Consider the following 24932-nt stretch of genomic DNA (forward strand, 5'->3'; position numbering starts at 1 on the left):
GCCTATGTCGATTATTAAAGAGTTATGGCTCGCAATCGTCGCAATTTTTTTCATAACAATTGTCGCCAGCGTAAGTATTTACGGTGCAACAACAAAGCAGTATGTTGAAGAGCAGCTTTACGCGAAAAACATCGATAACGCGACTATGCTTGCGCTTACATTGAGTCGATTAGATAAGGATCCCACATCTCTCGATTTATTTGTCATGTCGCAGTTCGACCTTGGGCATTACGCAAGAATTACACTTAAAGATGCCAATGGCGACACAATATCCGACTACCGCCAACCTATTCAGAATACTACAGATACACCGCGCTGGTTTGCGACATTTTTCTCACCCAATGTTAGCCCTGGTGTCGCGCAAATAAGTGAAGGTTGGGGGCAATATGGCACTGTTTTTGTTGAATCTGATATTAGCTTCACCCTTGCGTCAATGTGGAGAGCGACATACCGATTGGCCATTGGTATTTTACTTATAGCACTGCTGGCAGGCTCTACAGGAGGCTGGCTTTTACGCATGATATTGCGACCCCTTGATAATGTTGTGTATCAAGCAGAAGCATTTCAAGATTTGCGATTTATTAAACTAAAGGTGCCGAGAACCCTTGAGCTTAAACGGGTTGTGAACGCTATGAACTTTTTAGCAGAAAAGTCAAAAAAGGTAATGGAAGAGGAAAATAATCGACTAGACCTAATGCGTTATAAAACTCAGTTTGACGATGAAAGTGGTCTTGCGAATAGAGACTATTTTATCTCAACTCTTAAAGGACAATTGGCATTTAGAGACATTCAAGGCACAAATTGTATTTTTCTAATCCGGTTTACAGAAGAGCAGGGCTTTTTGCGTATACCGGCTACAGAGAGGAAAAGGCGACTGAGGCAACTGGCGAGTGCTATTGATAAAACCCTTCAAGTTAATCACCATAGCTTTTCCGACAGCCGCGTTGCAAGGCTGCAAAAAAATGAGTTCGTAGTTTTACTCACTGAAACTCATGATGCGAGTATTATTGCTTATGCCCTTTATAATGTCTGCACAGAAATATTTTGTAATCAAAATGACCCTGAAATATTTCAGTCTGTGGTAAAGCTGCGCGCTGACGATACTTTTTCAAGCGTGCTTATGCGGGCCGACACTATGTTAAACGAAGCGCAATCCACAGAATTGGCATTTCCTTACATCGATAGCGCTGTAATGCGTAACGAGTCGTCGGAAGAAGAAAAAGCATGGGTAGAGGTGCTGACCTCGGCAATAACTCACTCAAAGGTTGAGACGTTTAACTACCCAGTTTTAAATATGGACAGGAAAGTAATTCATTTTCAAAGTTGGGCCGGGGTCAATATAGATGGAGAGCTTCGCCAAAGTGGATACTACACTCATTGGGCGCGCTACCTTGGATTACTCCCACAGCTCGAGCTGACAACGATTACTTTTTTGATTAAGTATATAAATTCTACTAACTCCCAATCAAAATACGCTTTTTTGTGTTCAGAACAGTTTTTATTAGATAACGAAATTTTAGCGCAGCTGTACTATCAATTAAATGCTAATCCAAACGCAGCTAAGCAACTGTGTTTCGAGGTTAGGGAGTCTACTGCTACGCGCTTCCCCGACGCGTTCAAACTTTTTTGCAATACGCTAAAAGTGAAGGAATGTGGCGTAGGGTTGAAGCGCGTCGGCGAGTCTTTTTCTCAGCTCATTAACGTTCAAGAGTTGGGTTTAGACTACGTAAAAATTGATTCTGGTTTCATGGCTGATATAGAGAACAACCTAGCCAATCATGCTTTCTTACGCGGCTTCTGTTCACTGGCTCATACATTTGGTATCAAGGTTTATGCAGATGGCGTGAAACGCTCGGATCAGCAACAGCTGTTTACAGAACTCGGGATCGATGGAATAGTGTCTCATATAGAAGTTATAGAGCACCTTTTAGATGACTAAACTCCCCTAAATGAAGCAATAAATTAATCCTGTCTTTAGAATCGAATTTGTTGAGGATTGAGCCTACGTGCTCTTTCACAGTTCTTTCGGTAATTCCAAATTCTCTAGCTATTTCTTTATTACTAAGCCCATTTAAAATACCGCTCAAAACATCTTTTTCTCTGTTGGTAATTCCGTTTAAAGCGGGCTTTGGGTTCATTCTAACGGCAACGTCAGACGTAAGCGCTGCTAACAATTCGTTCGGCAGCCAAATCCCACCAGCGTTGACTACACGCGCCACTGATGAAAGAAGCGATTGCGTTGCAAGAGCATGGCAATAGGCTTTGGCCCCTAAACGCAACGCAGTTTGCATTTCTATACGATCGTACTTATAAGTGAGCAGTACTACTGAACCTACTTTTTGCTTTGCTTCCGCCAGCTTTTTAGACCAGTTTTCATCTGTCGTTAAAAGCCAAATAAAGTCGCTTTCAGTACATTCAAGCTGCGAAATGTCGCGATAACTCTGCCACGAAAATTGAGTGGCAGCACTTTGCATATTTTCTTCAGCTATATAGTGTCTCATCTAACGTTCTCGCAGTGCCGATGAGGTAACATTGAACAGCGGTGACAAAATAAAATTTAGAACGGTTTTCTTTCCCGTCAGTATGTCTACCTGAACGACCATTCCTGGTAGGATTGTCCATGATTCATCAGCGACGCTCTTTTTTGTTTCTAGTCTGATAAGGTAGTAGGTTTCGTCTTTGTCATTAGTAATTGCATCTGCGCTAATGTGCTGAACTTCAGCTGACATCCCACCATAAATAGAAAAGTCGTATGCGCTGAACTTCAAGATTGCCGGTAGGCCCTCTCTAATAAATGCAATGTCTTTGGGTGATACTTTTGCCTCAACAATTAACTTATCATCTTGCGGTATAAGCTCAACGACCTCACTACCCGGGGTGATAACACCACCCACAGTATTAATAAGCAGTCGTTGCACCGTTCCGTTTATTGGTGATTTAATATCAGCCTGGGATACTACGTCTTCCAACCCGGTTTGAGACTGTTGCAACGTAGCCATTTCAGCCGTTGCATCGGTTAATTCTTGATTCCAGCGGTTAATAAGTTTTAAGCGGCTTTCTTCTTTAGCAATTATGACCTCCTCTATAGCGTTGAGGCCGCGTTCAATGGCTACTTTAGATTTGGTGATATTACCTTCTAGCTCTACAATCTGACGCTCTAAACGAAGGATTTCAATTTCTGACACCGCGCCTGATGCAAGCAATGGTTTTGTAACGGTAAGCTCTTTTTTAGATAATAACAGCATGCTTTTATACTGAGATAGACTGGCACGTTCTTCCTCAACGTCTTGTCGCCGCTGTGTTATTCGCGAATCTGAACCTGCAGCGACTTCATCAAGCTCAGCAAGATTTGAGTTATATAGTCTTCGCTCGTTTTTCGCAATTTCAGGGGCTTTTTCAAGCAGTTCGCGATTGAAGCGCAGAGCGCTCCCTTGCGTGAGAGCCGATAATCGCTGTACTTTTGCAGCTAGCGCTGCAAATTGCGTGGTATTCTCTTCAAGACTTGATAGAAATCGCGTAGGGTCAACTCTCAAAAGAACTTGCCCTGCTTCTACAGTTTCCCCTTCAGTTACTAATATGTTTTGGACAATTCCGCCATCGTACGACTGCAATACTTGCAGTTGTTGAGACGGTATCACTTTGCCATCCCCTTTAGCGACTTCATCAATTTCAGCAAAGTAAGCCCATACAATAAGCAAAAAGAGAACGATAGAAACAAGGTAAAGAAGCCCTCGCGCCTTTACTGGCGTTTGCATGATGCGAGACCACTCTGCTTCCAATACCCAGTCTTGCCCGGGAGGTGGCGCGAGCCAGCCGCGCATTAGCCTTTGTAGCCAATCTTTTTTCTCACCAACACTTTTCAAGATCATTGCCCCCTTTTAAGCGGTTGGGATGGCTTTTTAAACTGCACAAGTACGTCTTCTTTTTTGCCATCGGCAATGATTCTTCCATTCTCAACAACAATTACACGCTCTACCAAATCGAGTAAGGTTGTACGATGAGTATTGATGATCAGTGTTTTACCTGCGGTCGCAGCTTTGATGGTTTCCTTCATTTGCGCTTCGTTGGTAGAATCCATGGCCGATGTAGGTTCATCCATAATGTATATAGATGGATTACGCACAAGGGCTCTAGCCAACGCAACGGCTTGGCGTTGGCCGCCTGAAAGTAAGCAGCCACGTTCGCCAACGATTTGCTCAACCCCACTAGCACTGCTGTTGACTAAACTTGTTAAGCCACACCGGGTTAATATGTCCCAAAAGTCACAATCTTCTATGTGTAAATTGTCTGGCATTATGTTGTCTTTTAATGTTCCATAAAAAAGACTCACCTCTTGAGGAACATAACCAATTTGTTTGCGAAGCAGCGTTGGATGGTACTGTTGTAAATCAATACCATCCATTAAAAGCTGACCAGATTCGGGTCGATAAAATCCCATAATAAGCTTATTAAGCGTGGATTTTCCGCAGCCATTTTTTCCCAAAATAGCAACGTGCTCTCCTTGCTTAAGCGAAAAGTTGATATCTTTGAGTGCAAGTACACTTTCGTCTGGGTATTTAAAACATAGTTGGTTTGCTTCTATATTTCCTTTCAGAATCACATTGCTATTTATTTGATTATTGCTACCGAGTTCGCTAGGCATTGCCATTATTTCGTCTAACGCATTTTTGGCAGTTTCAGCGTGGTAAAACTGAGCTAATAGAGCAGCAGCTTGCGACACTGGGCCCATGGCGCGACTTGATAGAAGATAAGCTGCAATTAATCCACCTTGGGTGATAACTCCTTCAATAATGAGATAAACGCCAGTTAAAATAATGGTTACACCCACCGATTGCTGGATCCAAAGCGCTGCGTTATTTACCGACATAGAAACTAGGCGAAGTTTTGCGTTCACTTTGGCAAGAAAGATGGTTTGCTTCTCCCAGGCACTTTGGTAGCGACTCTGGTACCCAAACGCTTTAACGTCCTCTAACGAGGTTACGCTTTCAGTCACAAGCGAGCTTTTACGAGAGCTAATTTCCATCGATTCTTCGGAAAGGGAACGCATTACCTTCTGCGCCTTCATCGCATAAAGAAAAAGCACGGTGGCGCCAATAAGTATTGGAATAATCAGATAGAAATCGATCATGGCGATAATGACCACAAACAGTAATCCGAAAGGTAAATCAACCAGTGCCACTAAAGTGACAGAACCAAAGAACTGCCTAATACTCTCAAAAGACTGAAGGCTGTTAATGAAAGAGCCGCTTTTAGCGGGTTTGTTAGCGAGGTTTATCGACAGGACTTTTTCCATGATTTTTGCCGAGAGCGTCACATCTAATCGACTTGCTGCTAGCTCTACAAAATACTGACGAAGTACGCGCAATAGGAAATCGGCAGCTAAAACAATTAACACGCCAACTGCCAGAGCCCACAGTGTTTCAAGGGCAGCGTTTGGGACAACTCTGTCGTACACATTCATAACGAATAAAGGTAAAGCAATAGAAAGCAGGCTGATAAAAACAGAGGCTAGAAGCACATCTCGATATAGGCCTTTTGCTGTTTTTATAGAAGACCATAACCAGTGCCCTACCGATGACTTGTCTATTTGGGCATTTGTGTCTCGCGACTGCATCTCGGGCCGAGCGAAGATAATGTAGCCAGTGTACCTTTCGTTCAATTCTTCTCTAGGCACTTCAACAACAGCGCTATCGAGTTCAGGATAAGAGACCTTTGCATGAGTTTGGCTTAACCCATGTAAAACGCAGGCTTGTTTTTCATCGAGCACTAAGACGGCAGGAAGAATCGCTGTATTAATTTGGTTTATGTTTCGTTTAACTGTTCTACTAGCAAGCCCTGCTCGTTTTGCGGCACGTTCAAAGCCGGTAGGAGAGAGTTCTCCATGGTCTAGCGGAAGTCCACTAAGCAGGCTGACACGGGATACATCCAAATGGTGGGCACGGCAGATTGTCATTAAACAATTCATCAAGGCACCGCCCTGGTGCTCTAAATAAGTTACATCATCTACGTCCTTTTTATCTGCCATACAGGTCTGTCGCCTAACTATTCGATAGGAGGAAGCTGGATGATCGCCGCCTCGATTCTGCGATTACGCGCATTGGCTGTTACCGATTCTTCATCTATAAGCGGGCGCTCTTCACCATAGCCAACTGCGGTAATTCTGCGGGGGGGAATGTGACCGTTTGACATCAAAAGCGATGCAACAGCCTTGGCTCTTCGTTCGGATAAACGCTGGTTATATGTTGAATCGCCATCTAAAGAGGCATGACCATGAATGATTACCCCTGAATCTGGGTTCGCATTTAGTGCGTTAATGACCTCTTTAAGTGCGTTTTTATATTCTGGTAATACGTCTGTGGAGTTAGATGAAAACTCTATATTTATTTTAAAGGAGTCGATGACCTTAGCATTGTCCAGTGTAAAGTCTGCGGCGCTAGGCTTAGGTTCTATTTCTTTACAGCCAACCGCATTAACTTTCCCAGTGTGCGAAGAGTCAACACAGTCATCCCATAAATCAACAATGCCATCACCGTCGGCGTCGCGTTTTAGAATATTTAGCTCGTCCGTAAAGTCAGTACGTACCACAGGGCAGGCAAATTTAGGGTCGTAGCTAATTTTCTCTTCGGCTTTACTTAACATATCAGGAACCTGTTCTTTCGTTATACCAAGCGTTTTTGCCAAACTACCTGAAGCCGCAAGCAATCTTACCCGTGCTTTATCGAGAGAGTATCGCGCCTCAATATATGCTCTGCTAGATTCGTAATATTCGTTTTCAGAGTCAAGGAGGTCTAGCAGAGAGCGCTCGCCTATAGTGAATTGGTCCATATAAGCCGTCCTTACTCTGTCTGAGGAAATACGATGCGCATTTAGCGACGGTAGTTGCTCAGTGATATTGATTATATCATTGTAGGCTATTTGTACAGTTTGTCTCATGTCGATGCAGGCTTTGTCGCGCAAATCCTTAGCTAAGTCGACTTGAGATAGTGCTTGACGGATAGCGGCTCTATCGGAACCACCGTTGTACAAATTATAAGAAAAGTTTATGCCCACTCTTGCTTCAGTGATTGTATTGTTCAATGCCGCTAAGTCTCGAGTTTGCGCGCCATAACTCGCGGATAAATCAATCTGCGGATGATAAAGGCTTTTTGCACTGTCTACCGCGTAGCGCTGAGCGTCTATATTGTAAATTGCAGCATTAAACTGAGGGTTGGTGTCATACGCGCTGGTGAGAAGTGTATCTATGTTGGTTGTTTTTGCATCGACATAAGCAGAATTTAAAGTGACAACTTTTAAGTTATCTGCTGGTTTTTCTCCAACAAGTCTGAGAAAACGAGCGGTGACATCATGTAAATTAGATAGCTCTGTCAAAACGTTGGACTCAGCGAGTGAAAGTCGACCGCTTATCTGTTCTAAATCAGCGCGACGTCCTACGCCAGCCTCTACGCTTTCTTCAATTTGTTTAAATACCGTTACGTGAGTAATTAGATTTTCTTCAGATAATGAAAGAAGCTTCCTGAACAACTGTACGTCCATGTAAGCAAGCGAAGTATCTAAAGATTTTTGCTCAATTTCGCTTAATAATTCAAAAAAGCGAACGACTTGTGCTTGTTTGAAGCGTTTTACTTCACTGCTCGTTAGGAATCCGTCATAGAGCATTTGAGTAAGTGCTATTTCAGCAGAATGCCCCATAAACTCACGGTCTAAGCCGTAGTTTCTGTCGTTATAGGCACTTGTTGCTAAAACGTCGACTCTAGGTCGAAACCCTCCACGAGCAATGTCTACGTCTGACATTGCAACTTGAAGTTGTCGCCAAGTCGCTTGCACCTCGGGGTTTTCATTAACTACTTTGTGTACGTAATGCTCTAAACTAGCGTCTACGTTTTTAGCGCTGCTATTTTGAGCGCTATTATTTTGAGCAATGGCCACGTGAGGTAAGCAAGCGCTTAGAGTCCCGAATATCGTTGCGAATAAAATGTAGTTTTGTAATTTCACGATAGCTCACCTTTTACGACATTAGCGACTTTAGTGTCAGTTGATTGGTCAAAAGATAGCGCGAAATGACGTTGAAGCAAGTCAGTTTGGTGCAAATTAGCCTAATTGCTAATAAATCAAAGCTGTTTTAAGCGGTTCGCAACAATTCCTTATACCAATGTATAGACGTTACCCGTACTACAGTCCAGTAACGAAATGAAAAAGCCCTGCTACCTTTATGACAAAGCAAAAAACTAGTGTCTGGAGAGATGTATGGCAGAAGTGAGCATTGCAAAGGTAGACGGAAAAGCGACGTTAGTTCGCAGTGAAACTGGTGAAAAAATAACAGCAACACCGGGGTTAACAATAGCTGAAGGCGATATGTTAACCATATCGCCTGATACGCTAGTGACTGTAAGTATTGATGGTGAGCTACATCCGCTTCCTGCGGGCCAAAGTATTACCTTCCCTTTGCAACTCGACTTCAGCGACGCCAACTCAGACGACGAATTTGCGGTCTATGAAGAGAATATAGATACGCTGTCTGCGTTGCTTGATGGTGTCACAGGCGTTGATAATAGCTCGCAAGGTGACACCGACTTTTTGGAATTACTTGCCGGTGAAGGCGACATTTTAGAGTCGTTAGAAGCTACAGCCACAGGGCTTGAAGGCGGGACTGGTGGAGGTAGCAACTTTGTGCGCGTAGAGCGCATCAATGAAGACGTCGATCCTGTAAGCTTTCAATTTGATCAGAATGCGAACAGTAATGATGAAGCCATTCCAACTGAGTTCTCAGGAGTAGGCGAACAGGCTCAGGATATATCCGTTTCATTAAATCCAATTGGATTAACCAGCGACACCACACCCACTATTTCCGGAATTACTTCTGCCATTCCTGGCAGCACGGTGACAATGATTGTTACTGATAGCGCTGGAAACGTTCAAACAGTTACCGCAGTTGTGCAACGTGACGGTACTTTTAGCGTTGAAGTGACCGACGCTTTAGCGGACGGCGACTTCATCGTTGATGCAACGGTACTCGAGCCAACTGGTAATACGGCAACCGCCGATACCACAGGCGAAATTGATACTACCGCGCCCACAATCACCATCAACGCCATAGCTACCGACAATGACACCACGCCGACCCTTTCAGGTACCACCGATGCTGCCCCTGGCAGCACGGTTACGCTAACTATTATCGATAGCGCGGGCAACACGCAAACCATCACGGCTATTGTGCAGGCAGACGGCACGTATAGCGCAGACGTACCGGCTGAATTAGCAGAAGGCGAATTCACGGTTAACGCAAGCGTTACGGATGAAGCAGGCAATACCGCCACCGCCGATACCACTGGCGAGATTGATACCACCGCACCGTTGATCACTATCGACACCATAGCTACCGACAATGACACTACGCCGACCCTTTCAGGTACCACTGATGCCGCCCCTGGCAGCACGGTTACGTTAACTATTACCGATAGCGCGGGCATTACGCAAACGGTTACGGCTATTGTGCAGGCAGACGGTACCTACAGCGCAGACGTACCGACTGAATTAGCCGAAGGCGAATTCACGGTTAACGCAAGCGTTACGGATGAAGCGGGCAATACGGCAACCACAGACACTACCGGCGAAATTGATACCACAGCTCCGTCGATCACTATCGACACCATAGCTACCGACAACGACACCACGCCGACCCTTTCAGGTACTACCGATGCTGCCCCTGGCAGCACGGTTACGTTAACTATTATCGATAGCGCGGGCAACACGCAAACTGTGACCGCGATTGTGCAGGCGGATGGTACCTATAGCGCAGACGTACCGGCTGAATTAGCCGAGGGCGAATTTACGGTTAATGCCAGTGTGACTGACGACGCGGGCAATACCGCCACCACAGACACTACCGGCGAAATTGATACCACAGCGCCCACAATCACCATCAACGCAATAGCTACCGACAACGACACTACGCCGACCCTGTCAGGTACCACCGATGCCGCCCCTGGCAGCACAGTTACGCTAACCATTACTGACAGCGCGGGCATTACGCAAACGGTTACTGCTGTTGTGCAGGCAGACGGTACCTACAGCGCAGACGTGCCGGCTGAATTAGCAGAAGGAGAATTCACCGTTAACGCAAGCGTTAAGGATGAAGCAGGCAATACGGCAACCACAGACACTACCGGCGAAATTGATACCACAGCGCCGTCGATCACTATCGACACCATAGCTACCGACAATGACACCACGCCGACCCTTTCAGGTACCACCGATGCCGCCCCTGGCAGCACAGTTACGCTAACCATTACTGACAGCGCAGGTAATACCCAAACGATCACGGCTATTGTGCAGGCGGATGGTACCTATAGCGCAGACGTACCTGCTGAATTAGCCGAGGGCGAATTTACGGTTAATGCCAGTGTGACTGACGACGCGGGGAATACCGCCACCGCCGATACCACAGGCGAAATTGATACCACAGCGCCGTCAATTACTATTGACGCAATAGCTACCGACAATGACACCACGCCGACACTTTCAGGTACCACTGATGTCGCCCCTGGCAGCACGGTTACGCTAACCATTACCGATAGCGCGGGCAACACGCAAACGGTTACCGCCATTGCGCAAGCTGACGGCACTTATAGCGCAGATGTACCGGCTGAATTAGCAGAAGGCGAATTTACGGTTAATGCCAGTGTGACTGACGACGCGGGGAATACCGCCACCGCCAATACCACAGGCGAAATTGATACCACAGCACCGTCGATCACTATCGACGCCATAGCTACCGACAACGACACTACGCCGACCCTTTCAGGTACCACCGATGCCGCCCCTGGCAGCACAGTTACGCTAACCATTACCGATAGCGCGGGCAACACGCAAACGATCACGGCTATTGTGCAGGCGGATGGTACCTATAGCGCAGACGTACCTGCTGAATTAGCCGAGGGCGAATTTACGGTTAATGCCAGTGTGACTGACGACGCGGGGAATACCGCCACCGCCGATACCACAGGTGAAATTGATACCACAGCGCCAGCGCTAACCCTTGAGAATCCTGGCAGCACCGGTGACACCACGCCGACGCTTTCAGGCACTACTGACCTTCCTGAAGGAAGCACAGTAACGCTTGTGGTTACAGATAGCGCTGGAAACACGCAACTTATCAATGCCTTGGTCGATGCAAATGGTCGCTTTAGTGTAGATGTGCCAAACGCACTAGCTGACGGCGACTTTACTGTAACCGCCAGTGCAACTGACAGTGCGAGCAATACCGCAAATGCCAATACAACAGGCAATGTAAATAGCCAAGCGCCACTGTTAACTCTTGATCCACAAGGCGCTACCAGTGATGTTACTCCAACTATTACAGGTACTACCGACGTAGCTCCTGGCACACTGGTTACCATTACTGTGGTAGATGCCAACGGTAACTCGCAAAATTTCCAAGCAGCCGTGCAAGGCGACGGAACATTCAGTGCCGATGTGCCTAACGCATTGGCCGAGGGCGACTTTACCGTTACGGCCACAGTAAGCGATGGGCAAGGCAACACCGCGACGGCGAATGAAACAAGTGGAAGTATTGATACACAAGCGCCTGTTGTTACGGTCAATCCATTAGATTCAGGTAATGACACCACGCCGATTATTTCAGGTAGCACAGATTTACCTGAAGGCGCTGTTGTTGTGATCACCGTGACTGACAGCAATGGCGACACGCAAACCATTAACGCATTGGTTGATGCAGACGGCAATTTTGCAACAGAGGTATTGTCTCCACTGCCAGAGGGCGATTATAGCGTCGAGGTTACTGCAACAGATGATGCAGGTAATTCAACAACCGTATCTGAAGGCGGTGGCAATATTGACACCACCGCCCCTGTGCTTACGCTAAATCCGCAAGGCACAGGCAACGATGAAACGCCTAACATATCGGGCAGCACTGATTTAGCGCCGGGAAGCACAGTAACGTTAACCGTCACAGATAGCGCAGGCAATACACAAACCTTTGACGTCGTGGTGGACGCGAATGGTGACTTCAGCGCGGATGTTCCAAACGCTCTACCGGATGGAAGCTACACGGTAACAGCAAGTGCCTCAGATGATGCGGGTAATACAATCACCACCTCTGATACCGGTACGCTAGATACAAGCGCACCTGCGCTAACGCTAGATGTGCAGGTCACAGTTAGCGATGCTACACCAACTATATCGGGTACGACTGACCTACCAGCGGGTTCAACCGTGACGCTTTTTGTCACTGACAGTGCCGGCAATACGCAAACCTTTACTGCACTTGTTGATGTAAGCGGCAATTTCAGCGCTGATGTGCCCGCACCTCTTGCCGAGGGCGATTACTCAGTAACAGCTACCGCGACTGACAGCAACGGCGATAGTGCTTCAGCCACCGACAATAACGGTATAGTCGATACCGTCGCCCCCGTTATCTCGCTAGATGCGCTGGGTTCAAATAACGATACTACGCCTACCATTTCGGGCGCTACTGACCTGGCAGCAGGCGAGAGCGTTACGCTTTCAATTACTGACAACGCTGGCAATACCCAAACTGTTACAGCAACAGTTGATGCAAATGGCAACTTTACTGTGGATGTGCCAGTTGCACTGGCCGAAGGGGACTATACGGTTACCGCAACGGCCACAGACGATGCTGGCAACAGTGCGTCAGACAATGCAATAGGCACCATAGACACCACAGCGCCTACCTTAACCTTAGACCCTCAAGGATTAGGCAATGATACAGCGCCAACCATTTCGGGAAGTACAGATCTAGCCGAAGGTAGCGTGGTCTCCTTGGTTATCACAGATAGCGCAGGCAACATTCAAACAGTTACGGCGACGGTTGATGCAGCCGGAAACTTTACGGTTGATGTGCCCGCGGCCCTTGCTGAAGGCGTGTACAGTGTTGAAGCTACCGCCACTGATGAAGCAGGCAACAGCACGTCGGTTCTCGATAATTCAGGCGTTATCGACATCACGCCACCTGAGCTAAACCTTGACGAATTAACGCCAGAGAATAACGCTACGCCAACTATTTCTGGCACCACAAACCTTCCAGCTGGCGCCATTGTCATACTAACGGTGGTCGACAGTGCGGGTAACACGCAAACCTTTGCCGCAACGGTACAAACCGACGGCAGTTTTACAGCCAATGTACCTTCGCCACTAGCTGAAGGTGACTATACAGTTACCGCAACCGCTCAAGACGCGGCTGGCAACCAAGGTTCTGATTCTGAAACGGGCGGTAGCGTAGATACCACAGCGCCTGTTATCACTTTGGATCCGCTTGGTACGGGTAACAATAACACACCTACCATTAGCGGAAATACCGACCTAGCCGCAGGAAGCACAGTAACTATCACAGTAATTGACAGTGTTGGCACGGTTCAGTCGTTTACTGCAACTGTTGATGCTAATGGCGACTTCAGCGCAGATGTGCCTAGTCCTATGGCAGACGGAAACTTCGACGTTACTGCAACGGCCACTGATGCTGCAGGCAATACTGCAACAGATACAGTGAGCGGCGACATAAACTCTGCCGCGCCTTCCCTATCCCTTGATCCTCTTGGGTCGGGCAATGACACGACGCCGACTGTTTCAGGTAATACCGACTTAGCGCCAGGTAGCACTGTAACGCTAACTGTGACTGACAGCGCTGGAAACACACAGACATTCAGTGCCATAGTGCAAGGTGATGGAAGCTTTACGGCTGATGTTCCTGCAAGCTTACCTGAAGGTGACTATTCTGTTACTGCCACCGCCACAGACGGTGCTGGCAACAGTGCATCGGTAACCGAAAATGGCGGTAACATCGATACCACAGCCCCATCGATAACCATCGATACACAAGGACTTGGCAATGATGCAACCCCGTCTATCTCTGGCACCACAGACCTCAATGCTGGCGACACAGTTAGCATAAGCGTGACAGACAACGCTGGAAATACCCAAACATTCACAGCAACCGTTCAAAACGATGGTACTTACAGTGCTGATGTTCCTGCCGATTTAGCTGAGGGCAGTTTCAGTGTGACCGTCACTGCGACTGACGATGCGGGTAATTCAGCAACGGCAATAGATAACAACGGTGTCATAGATACAGCAGCCCCCACCGTAACGTTGGACGCACAAGGCCTGACCAACGACGCTACACCGACTATATCGGGAACCACCGACTTGGCTGCGGGCAACACAGTGAGCATTAGCGTGACTGACAGTCAAGGCAACACGCAAACTTTCACTGCCACCGTTCAAGTGAACGGTAGCTTTAGCGCTGACGTGCCGGTTGACCTTGCAGAAGGCAATTACACAGTAGAAGTTGCGGCAACTGATGATGCGGGTAATCAAAACACAGCGGTTGATAACAACGGAACAGTTGACACCACCCCACCTGTTATCAACTTAGATCCAGTGGCTAGCGGCAATGACGCAACGCCAATTTTGAGCGGTACTACCGACTTGCCAGAGGGAGCAACAATTACACTGGTTGTCACCGATGCAGGCGGTAATGTACAGAACCTTAATGCTACGGTAAACGCGGATGGCACTTTCTCAGTTGAAGTACCCAGCGCGCTTGTTGATGGCGATTACGATGTAACAGCCAGTGTGAGCGATGCTGCGGGCAATAGCACGATTGTGTCAGATAGCGGCAATATTAATGCAAGCGCCCCGGATATTACCCTAGATGCCCTTGGCCAGACAAACGACGCTACGCCTCTTATTTCTGGCACTACTAATGCGCCAGATGGTGCCATTGTCACCTTAACAGTGACAGATAGTGCTGGAGCAATTCAAACCTTTACTGCAACAGTACAAGGAGATGGCACCTTCAGCGCTAACGTACCCTCAGACCTGGCAGAAGGTAGCTACACAGTTGTCGCAGAAGTGACTGACGGTGCCGGAAATACAGGCTCTGACTCTGAAACTGGCGGTGTGGTAGATACCACATCACCGGCTATTGATGTGGCAGAGCAAGGTGTTGGCAATGATGCAACACCAACCATTAGCGGAACGACAGACCAGCCAGCCGGAAGCACGGTTTCAATTACCGTCACCGATAACGCTGGCAATATTCAAACCTTTTCAGCCACCGTACAAGATGATGGCTCCTTTAGTGTAAATGTACCTGCCGCTTTGGCTGAAGGTAGCTACACAGTTCAGGCTACGGTGGTTGATGAAGCAGGCAATACAGCGTCCGACGCTGAAACCGGCCTAATCGACACCATTTCACCTGTTATTACGCTGGACGAGCCGGGCACAGTTAGCGACTCAACCCCAACCATAAGCGGTACTGTAGATTTACCGCAAGGTTCTACAGTGCAAATAACTGTTGTTGATAGTGCAGGTAATACCCAGGTGTTCTCTGCACTGGTTGCCGCGGGCGGCGTATTCTCTGCCGACGTACCAGCGGCGATGGCTGAAGGAAACTTCACTGTTTCAGCAAACGCCACTGATACAGCAGGCAACAGTACAACCGATAACGAGGCAGGCGTAGTTGATACACTTGTACCTACACTTACTATAGATGTTGCCGATACCACTAACGACGTGACGCCACTCATTACAGGTACATCCGATGAACCTGCGGGCGCTGTGGTTACTATTCTGGTCACGGATAGCGCTGGTGCGACCCAGATCTTAAGTGCAGTGGTACAGGCCGATGGGTCTTTCTCTATCTCCCCAGGTACCGATTTAACGGAAGGCGACTTCACGGTAAGCGCTACCATCAGTGATGAAGCAGGCAATACAGCGACTGCCGATGATACAGGAAGCGTAGACACTACAGCACCATCACTAACCTTAACGCCACTTGAGGAAGGCAATGACACAACGCCTACCCTATCTGGTAGCACAAATCTTGCGCAGGGTAGTGAAGTTACTCTTGTAGTAACTGACAGCGCAGGAAATGTTCAAACCATCACAGCTACAGTTGATGTAAATGGAAACTTTACTGTGAATGTGTCTGCGCCTTTAGCTGAAGGGGCATACAATGTTGAAGCCACGGCGAGTGATGAAGCGGGTAATAGCACTACCGTCGTAGACAACACAGGCATTATTGATACAACAGCCCCTACTCTATCGTTAGATACACTGGCCTCTGACAGCGACACAACGCCTACAATATTAGGGAATACGGATCTGCCTGCCGGCGCGACAGTAACGATTACGGTTACGGATAACGCAGGTGTAAGCCAGACGTTCGATGCAACCGTTCAGGGAGACGGCAGTTTCTCCGCCGATGTGCCAAGCCCCATGGCTGAAGGAGGGTATACCGTCACCGCCGTTGCCCAAGACCCAGCAGGTAATGAGACTAGTGCCACTGAAACAAATGGTAGCGTAGACACTACCGCGCCGACTATCAACTTAGATGCACAAGGCACAGGTAACGATACTACGCCAACGATCACCGGCAGCACCGATTTAAGTCCAGGTAGTTCAGTGACAATAACCATCACCGACAGCGCAGGAGCAGAACAGACATTTACGGCTATTGTCGATAGCGTTGGTAATTTCAGCGCCGACGTGCCCAATACAATGGCAGATGGAAACTTCGATGTTACTGCCACCGCCACTGATGCTGCTGGAAACTCGGCGTCTGATACTACCAGCGGAAACATCAATACGGCCGCACCAGACTTAACCTTGGACTCGCTTGGTACAGGAAACGACACGACACCTACCATTTCCGGTACTACAGATATTGCGCCAGGCAGCACTGTATCTATCAGCGTTACCGATAATGCTGGTAATACGCAAACCTTCGACGCCATTGTTCAAGCCAATGGGACCTTCTCTGTAGATGTGCCAGCAGCCTTATCTGAAGGAAATTATTCTGTCACCGCAACTGCGACAGATGGCGCGGGTAACACGGCAACCGCAAACGAAAATGGCGGTGTTATCGATACTACTGCGCCTGCTGCGCCTACTGTCGATGCAGGCAATGGTACTGAAATTACCGGTACCGCCGAAGCAGGCGCTGTCGTAAACGTAGACGTTGACGGTGATGGCACACCTGATTTCATGGTTATTGCTGATGGCGATGGTAACTGGTCAGTAACACCCACCACACCGCTAGCAGATGGTGTAGTTGTAACGGCAACAGCGACTGATGAAGCTGGCAATACGAGTAGCCCGGCGTCTGATACGGTAGACGCTGTTGCGCCAATCGTTGCCTTTAACGACCTAACGACAAATGACACCACACCTGCACTTACCGGTTCGGTAGACGATCCAACCGCCATCGTGGTCGTTACCATTAACGGTACAGACTATACCGCGACAAACAATGGTGATGGCAGCTGGACACTGGCTGACGATATCGTTTCCGCGCTGGCTGAAGGTAGCTATGCCGCTACGGTTACTGCTACTGATGCCGACGGCAACACCGGAACTAACTCTGGTACTGTGGTGATTGACACCACCGCTCCAGCAGCGCCTACCGTCGATGCAGGTAATGGCACTGAAATTACGGGTACTGCGGAAGCAGGCGCAACCGTAAATGTGGACGTGGATGGCGACGGCACGCCAGACTTCATCGTCATCGCAGATGGCGATGGAAATTGGTCAGTAACACCCACTACACCACTGGCCGATGGTGTGGAAGTTACGGCTACCGCCACTGATGAAGCAGGCAATGTCAGTGCACCAGCGTCTGATACGGTAGACGCTATTGCACCAGTCGTTACAATCAACGACTTAACTACTAATGACGCTACACCAGAGCTAACCGGTACGGTTGACGACCCAAGCGCTATCGTAATCGTGACTATTGATGGTGTGGACTACACCGCAACTAACAATGGTGATGGAAGTTGGACGCTGGCTGACGATGCAGTGGCTGCACTTGCAGATGGTAGCTATACCGCTACCGTTACTGCCACGGATGCCGATGGCAATGTGGGTTCAAATTCAGGAACGGTAGTTATTGATACTACACCACCTGCAATCCCTACTGTGGATGCCGGCGACGGCACAGAAATTACCGGTACCGCTGAAGCAGGCGCAACCGTCAATGTGGACGTGGATGGCGACGGCACGCCTGATTTCACCGTCACTGCAGATGGCGACGGCAATTGGAGTATTACGCCTGATACACCGCTTGCCGATGGCGTAATCGTGACCGTAACAGCAACGGACGCAGCGGGTAACATTAGCAACCCAGCCTCAGACATGGTTGATGCGGTCGCGCCAGTGGTTGACTTCAACGACTTAACAACCAATGACACCACACCAGCGCTTACTGGTTCGGTTGACGACCCAACAGCCACGGTGGTCGTTAACATTAACGGTATTGACTACCCCGCCACCAACAACGGTAATGGCACGTGGACACTGGCTGATGATGCTGTGGCAGCTCTTGCTGAAGGTAGCTATACCGCAACCGTTACTGCAACCGACCCTGACGGTAACGTCAGCACAAATACTGGTACAGTGGTAATTGATACCACAGCACCAGCAGCACCTACTGTGGATGCAGGCAACGGCACCGAAATTACTGGTACCGCCGAAGCGGGCGCTACTGTGAATGTAGACATAGATGGCGACGGCACGCCTGATTTCACGGTCATCGCTGATGGCGACGGCAACTGGAGCGTTACGCCTGATACTCCATTGGCTGATGGCGTTGTGGTTACCGCAACAGCCACAGATGAAGCGGGCAATACCAGCGGACCTGCGTCTGATACCGTAGATGCTATAGCACCAGTAGTGGCAATTAATGACTTAACCACCAACGACACAACACCAGCGCTGACAGGTACGGTTGATGATGCGACAGCGACCGTTGTGGTTACCATTGACGGAAATGACTACACCGCCACTAATAACGGTAACGGCACGTGGACGCTGGCCGATGATGTAGTTGCCACACTTGCTGAAGGCAGCTATACCGCAACCGTTATTGCAACCGACCCTGACGGTAACGTCAGCACCAATACAGGCACAGTAGTGATTGATACCACTGCGCCTACGGTTGCAATAAACGATCTAACCACCAACGACACCACGCCAGAACTAACGGGTACAGTGAACGACCCCAATGCAGTTGTCGTGGTCACTATCGACGGGAATGACTACAACGCTACCAACAACGGGGACGGCACATGGACGTTAGCCGATGATGTAGTCGCAACCCTTGCAGAAGGTAGCTATCCAACGTCAGTGACTGCAACAGACGCCGCAGGTAACACGGTAACCAACACGGGCACGGTGGTAATTGATACTACCGCGCCCACGGTTGCAATAAACGATCTAACCACCAACGACACCACGCCAGAACTCACCGGTACGGTAAACGACCCTAATGCGGTTGTGGTAGTCACCATTGACGGGAACGACTATACCGCTACCAATAATGGTAACGGCACATGGACATTAGCTGATGACGTAGTCGCAACCCTTGCAGAAGGTAGTTACCCAACGTCAGTGACTGCAACAGATGCCGCAGGCAACACGGTAACTAATACAGGCACAGTAGTGATTGATACCACTGCGCCCACGGTGGTCATTAACGATCTAACCACCAACGACACCACGCCAGAACTTACCGGTACGGTAAACGACCCGAACGCGGTTGTGGTGGTGACGATTGACGGCAACGACTATACCGCCACTAATAACGGGGACGGCACATGGACGTTAGCCGATGATGTAGTTGCCACGTTAGCTGAAGGTAGTTACCCAACGTCAGTGACTGCAACAGATGCCGCAGGCAACACGGTAACCAATACAGGTACAGTGATAATTGATACTACCGCACCTACGGTTGCAATAAACGATCTCACCACCAACGACACCACGCCTGAACTTACCGGTACGGTAAACGACCCTAATGCGGTTGTGGTGGTGACGATTGACGGCAACGACTATACCGCCACGAATAACGGGGACGGCACATGGACGTTAGCCGATGATGTAGTTGCCACGTTAGCTGAAGGTAGTTACCCAACATCGGTAAGTGCAACAGACGCCGCGGGTAACACGGTAACCAACACGGGCACAGTAGTAATCGATACCACCGCGCCCACGGTTGCAATAAACGATCTAACCACCAACGACACCACGCCAGAGTTAACCGGTACAGTGAACGACCCCAATGCAGTTGTCGTGGTCACTATCGACGGGAATGACTACACCGCTACCAATAACGGTAACGGTACCTGGACATTAGCTGACAATATTGTCGCCTTACTTGCTGAAGGTAATTACACGGCTACAGTTACCGCTACAGATGCTGTAGGTAATTCTGACTCTGCTACAGGTACACTTGTCATCGATACCAGTATTGATGAAAACAATAACGGTCAGACGGTAACGTTCGATAGTATTTCAAACGACTCTGGAGTTGCTGGAGACTTTATTACTAGCGATAGCACGCTTATCTTCAATGGTACGGTGGACCTTGGTGACAATACTACCCTAACCGTTACCGTTGATGGCACTTCCTTTACCTTTGGTACTGACCCTGAACTGACTATTGATGGCAGCGGTAACTGGAGCCTTGATTTAACGGGCACAACGCTACCGGCAGGCACCTACGCAGTGGTAGCAACAGTCACAGACGAAGCAGGTAACTCGGCAAGCACAGCAAGCCAAAATGTTGTTGTACAGGCTCTCGATGCTATAAACGACGGTAACACCGTTGATATGGGCGAACCTGTGGTTACTGTAAACCCACCGGAAACCACCAGCGACGTACAGGTGATTGGCTTAGCAGAGTCTACAGGTGGCGTGGATGCAAGCGCCTCCTTTACCGTTTCCCCTAACCATGTAGGTGAAGTGTTAGTAGAGGTTGACCAAATAGCACTGGTTGCTGTTGCCGATGCCTACATTGTTGAGGTGTATGACGAGAGCGGTCAGCTTGTTTACCAAGGAGTAAGCGCAGATTCACAACTTGCAGATGTCGGTGGATTAGACATTTTTGATGTTACCGGCGACGAGACCATTTCGTTCACGTTATCAGGCCTTGATGCTGGTAACTACAGTGTGGTGGTCCGCAATGATGAGAATTTACTTGAAGACTTGTTAGACAACGACAACAGTAACGATGTTGACCTTGATGAGCTTGGTACAGCTGGCGTTGTACTTGGGCCAGACAATCAGGCGGTAGTTCTTGATACTATTGAAGCAACGTTAAATACCGGCGTTTTAGGTATTCCACTTGGTACGGTTGGCACCCAGGTAAGGGGAGTACTAGAGACACTTCTGGATACGACTACAGTCATCGGCGCAGGTCAGCTTGTTAATTTACTTACCGCCCCTCTTGATGCAATTGGCTTAACTGGCTTCCTTGATGACATTTTAAGTGTTATTGCCGATGCATTGCTCAGCAATACGCTAACCCTATTGCAAGACACAGACATTACCACAACGTTAACAGAATACACCTACACGGGAGATTTAGTGGCGCAAGGTAACCTGCTTGATGGTGATTTAAGTGGTGTAGGCGCGGACACTATCTTAGACGGTGCTCAAGTTACTGTTGTTACTAATTCGGTAGGTGATAGCGTCAATGTGCCTGCAACAGGTACTATAACCATCCAAGGTCAGTACGGTGTGTTAGAAATAGCTGCAGACGGTACGTACACATATACCGCCGACGGCGACCGCAGCGCCATTGGGCAAGATGAAGTGTTTAACTATACCTTATCAGATGGTGAAACCTCGGATATCGCGTCGCTTACCATCACTATATCTGGCAGCGACTTCCCGCCAGTAGTAGCCCAAACCGATAACAATGACATGGAACTGGGCGCACAAACTGCCATTGTGAATGCGCCAGTTACCGACAGCGACTTGCAAGTTATAGGCTTAGCAGAAGGCTCACCAGCGGCAGGTTCGCCAGAGGCTAGCACAACGCTTACCGTTGATGCTGGTTTCTTTGGCGAAGTGGTAGTCGAGGTCAGTCAAACAGCGTTAGTCGCAGTCGCTGATGCGTATCGTGTTGATCTTATTGATGCAGATGGCAACGTGGTCGCCACAGCGATGACGCCAGATAACCCGTTAATAGGTGATGTGGCAGGTGTAAACCTCATTGGAGTAACTGGCGACGATACGCTAGTGGCGAAATTCTCTGGGCTACCTGCCGGTGAATACACTGTGGTTGTTCGCAATGATGAAAGTGCCCTTGAGACACTGTTCGATCAAGATAGCGACGGCTCGATTACGTTAACAGAATTAGGTGATGGCGGCGTCGTTCTTGGCGAGGAGAACCAAGACGTTGTTTTGACTGCTGTAGAAGATGCATTAAACGGCACTAATGCAAGTGTACTCAGCGGGCTTGGTTTGGGTACGGTTGTACGCAACTTCATTCTGGAACCAGCTTTAGGCGGCGCGGACACCATAGGCGCAGGCGACTTGATCAGCACTATAACTAATGGTCTAAACGCTCTTGGGTTGGGTCTTCTAGCAGATAATGTGTTAGATGCTGTCGCAGCGGCACTGCTAAGCAATACACTTACATTACTACAGTCTACCGATATAACTTCAACGCTAACTGAATATCAGTTTGAAGGTAGCACTACAACATCGGGTAATGTAATTGATGCCGCTAATTCAGGCGATGTGGCCGATAGCATTGCTGAGGGCGGCGTAGTTACGCAAGTTACTCACACCAATGGGGAGTCGGTAACCGTATTGGGTACTGGGCTGTCGGGCATTACCATTGAAGGCGACTATGGCGACCTCACCATCTTTGAAGACGGCAGCTACACCTATGTAGCTAACGGCGTACGTGACGGCTTGGGTAGTACGGATAGCTTCAGCTACACCATTTCAGATGGGACTAACACCTCTACGGCTAACCTCAATTTTAACCTTTCAGGGCAAGGGGTATCTGCGGACTCAGCGCGGGCAGAGTTGACCTATGATTTTGCTAGCAGCACAGGTTATGCTGAAGCAGATGCGCTTGAATACTCATGGCTGATTGGCGCCCTTGGTATTGTTATTCCTACCTCTGTAGATACTCAAAGCAACTCATTTACTGTAGCAACTGATACTACGATGGATCTTACTTTAACCGTGGATGGCGGAGACCTATTATCATTGGGCTCAGGACTGGATCTATTCATTGAGCGAGACAATAACGGTACATGGGAAGTTGTTGAAACCTTCTCCAGTGACCAGTTGATAGGCCTGCTCGGCCTTGATGGAAATGGTAGCTTTACTTCATTTGGTCTTACAGCAGGTGAATACCGAGTTACCATGGACGTGGATACAGGCTTAGCCAGTGCGCTTGGAGGTGTCAGTGTCGATTTGAGCTCTACCGTTCATTTCCTAGACCAATTTGTGGTTGACGAAGTACAAACCGCCACCGGCAATCTTTTCGAAAATGATGTGCTGTTTGGTCCAAGTTACGACGTAACAGTCTCTACTGATGGGGCTATTTTCCAAGACCCAACGGGCGGTATCACATTAACCGGTGAATTTGGTACGTTACAAATAGACGAAACTGGTGCTTACACCTATACCCCGGACAACACGCAAGTCGTATTTGGTGGGACCTTAACTGATACCTTTACTTACCGTATTGAATATCCAGACGGTACTGTCGAACAAGCAGAATTTAATGTATTTGTGACGGCATCCGGAGAAGGTGTTTCAACAGCACAAGCTATTAATACATCCGAGACTGTAAGTAGTTCGGGAATTATAGAGGCTGCGTCGGTGGAGGCTGCGTGGGGGGGAAACACAGTGACTACCGAGCCTTTCCCTATTAACGATATGCTTTTCATTGCAATAACCCCTGAAATGCTCATACCGGAATATACAATTACACTTCCTGAGGATGAGCATCTAACAGCAGTGGGGCCTGTAACAGAAGTCAAAGACGACGTGGTCAATATTGATTTGCCGAAGGATACTGTCGTTTCACTATCGACTATTCCGACGTTGGAAGATAAGGCTGATATTTTAGCTAATGTAAACGAGTCCCTAACTCCACTTAGTTCAAAAGCATTGAGCCCTGAGATACTCATACCGGAAGATACAATTACACTTCCGGAGGATGAGCATCTAACAGCAGTGGGGCCTGTAACAGAAGTCAAAGACGACGTGGTAAACATTGATTTGCCCAGGGATAGTGTCGTTTCACTATCGGCTATTCCGACGTTGGAAGATAAGGCTGATATTTTAGCTGATGTAAACGAGTCCCTATCTCCGCTTAGTTCAAAAGCATTAAGCCCCGAGATACTTATACCGGAAGATACAATTACACTTCCTGAGGAAAAGTATCTAACAGCAGCGGGGCCTGTAACAGAAGTTGAAAGCGACGTGGTCAATATTGATTTGCCGAAGGATAATGTCGTTTCACTATCGACTATTCCGACGTTGGAAGATAAGGCTGATATTTTAGCTAATGTAAACGAGTCCCTATCTCCGCTTAGTTCAAAAGCATTAAGCCCTGAGATACTTATACCGGAAGATACAATTACACTTCCTGAGGAAGAGCATCTAACAGCAGTGGGGCGTGTAACAGAAGTCAAAGACGACGTGGTCAATATTGATTTGCCGAAGGATAATGTCGTTTCACTTACGGCTATTCCTACGTTGGAAGATAAGACTGATATTTTAGCTAATGTAAACGAGTCCCTATCTCCGCTTAGTTCAAAAGTATTAAGCCCTGAGATACTTTTACCGGAAGATACAATTACACTTCCTGAGGAAGAGCATCTAACAGCAGCGGGGCCCGTTACAGAAGTTGAAAGCGACGTGGTAAACATTGATTTGCCGCAGGATGACTTAATATTACCGTCAACTTCGTCCAAATCAGAAGAAATGGACAGCGATAGTGAATCCACGGTTATATCAGGTGAACCTGTTCACACTGTGTCTAGTGAGAGTACTAGCGACATTGGAGTCGCCTCTCAAGTAGAGTCTGAAATATTAAGGACGGCAGTTGATAAATTTCCGCCTACCGATATTTAGAGAAG

6 protein-coding genes are annotated in these 24932 nt (G+C 48.2%); 2 read left to right on the forward strand and 4 right to left on the reverse strand.

What is annotated here, in order from left to right; genetic code table 11:
- Nucleotides 1–4: 4 nt before the first annotated feature.
- On the forward strand, nt 5–1939 hold the full coding sequence (locus JV36_RS0112110; protein WP_032095326.1) for a bifunctional diguanylate cyclase/phosphodiesterase: 1935 nt from the start codon (nt 5–7) through the stop codon (nt 1937–1939).
- On the opposite strand, the gene JV36_RS0112115 is transcribed toward JV36_RS0112110, so the two are convergent.
- The 4 genes from JV36_RS0112115 to JV36_RS0112130 form a co-directional block, all read right to left on the reverse strand.
- Nucleotides 1914–2501 carry a response regulator transcription factor gene (locus JV36_RS0112115; RefSeq protein WP_032095327.1) on the reverse strand — a complete coding sequence of 196 codons (588 nt, stop codon included), beginning with the start codon at nt 2499–2501 and terminating at the stop codon, nt 1914–1916. The genes JV36_RS0112110 and JV36_RS0112115 overlap by 26 nt on opposite strands.
- Nucleotides 2502–3869 (reverse strand): HlyD family type I secretion periplasmic adaptor subunit, encoded by a 1368-nt coding sequence (locus JV36_RS0112120; RefSeq protein WP_032095328.1) that lies wholly within the window; start codon nt 3867–3869, stop codon nt 2502–2504.
- Complete coding sequence (locus JV36_RS0112125) at nt 3866–5965, reverse strand: type I secretion system permease/ATPase (RefSeq protein ID WP_032095380.1); 2100 nt, start codon at nt 5963–5965, stop codon at nt 3866–3868. The genes JV36_RS0112120 and JV36_RS0112125 overlap by 4 nt, the downstream gene beginning before the upstream one ends.
- Before the next feature lie 77 nt (nt 5966–6042).
- Nucleotides 6043–7992 carry a TolC family outer membrane protein gene (locus tag JV36_RS0112130; RefSeq protein ID WP_032095329.1) on the reverse strand — a complete coding sequence of 650 codons (1950 nt, stop codon included), beginning with the start codon at nt 7990–7992 and terminating at the stop codon, nt 6043–6045.
- A 252-nt stretch (nt 7993–8244) separates the two neighbouring features.
- Here JV36_RS0112130 and JV36_RS0112135 point away from each other — a divergent pair, with 252 nt between their 5' ends.
- The gene (locus JV36_RS0112135; RefSeq protein WP_235207834.1) at nt 8245–24927 is read left to right on the forward strand and encodes a BapA/Bap/LapF family large adhesin; all 16683 of its coding nucleotides are present in this window, start codon (nt 8245–8247) and stop codon (nt 24925–24927) included.
- Nucleotides 24928–24932 lie beyond the last annotated feature (5 nt).

It is taken from the genome of Alteromonas sp. LOR (assembly GCF_000753865.1).
Taxonomy (GTDB): Bacteria; Pseudomonadota; Gammaproteobacteria; order Enterobacterales; family Alteromonadaceae; genus Alteromonas.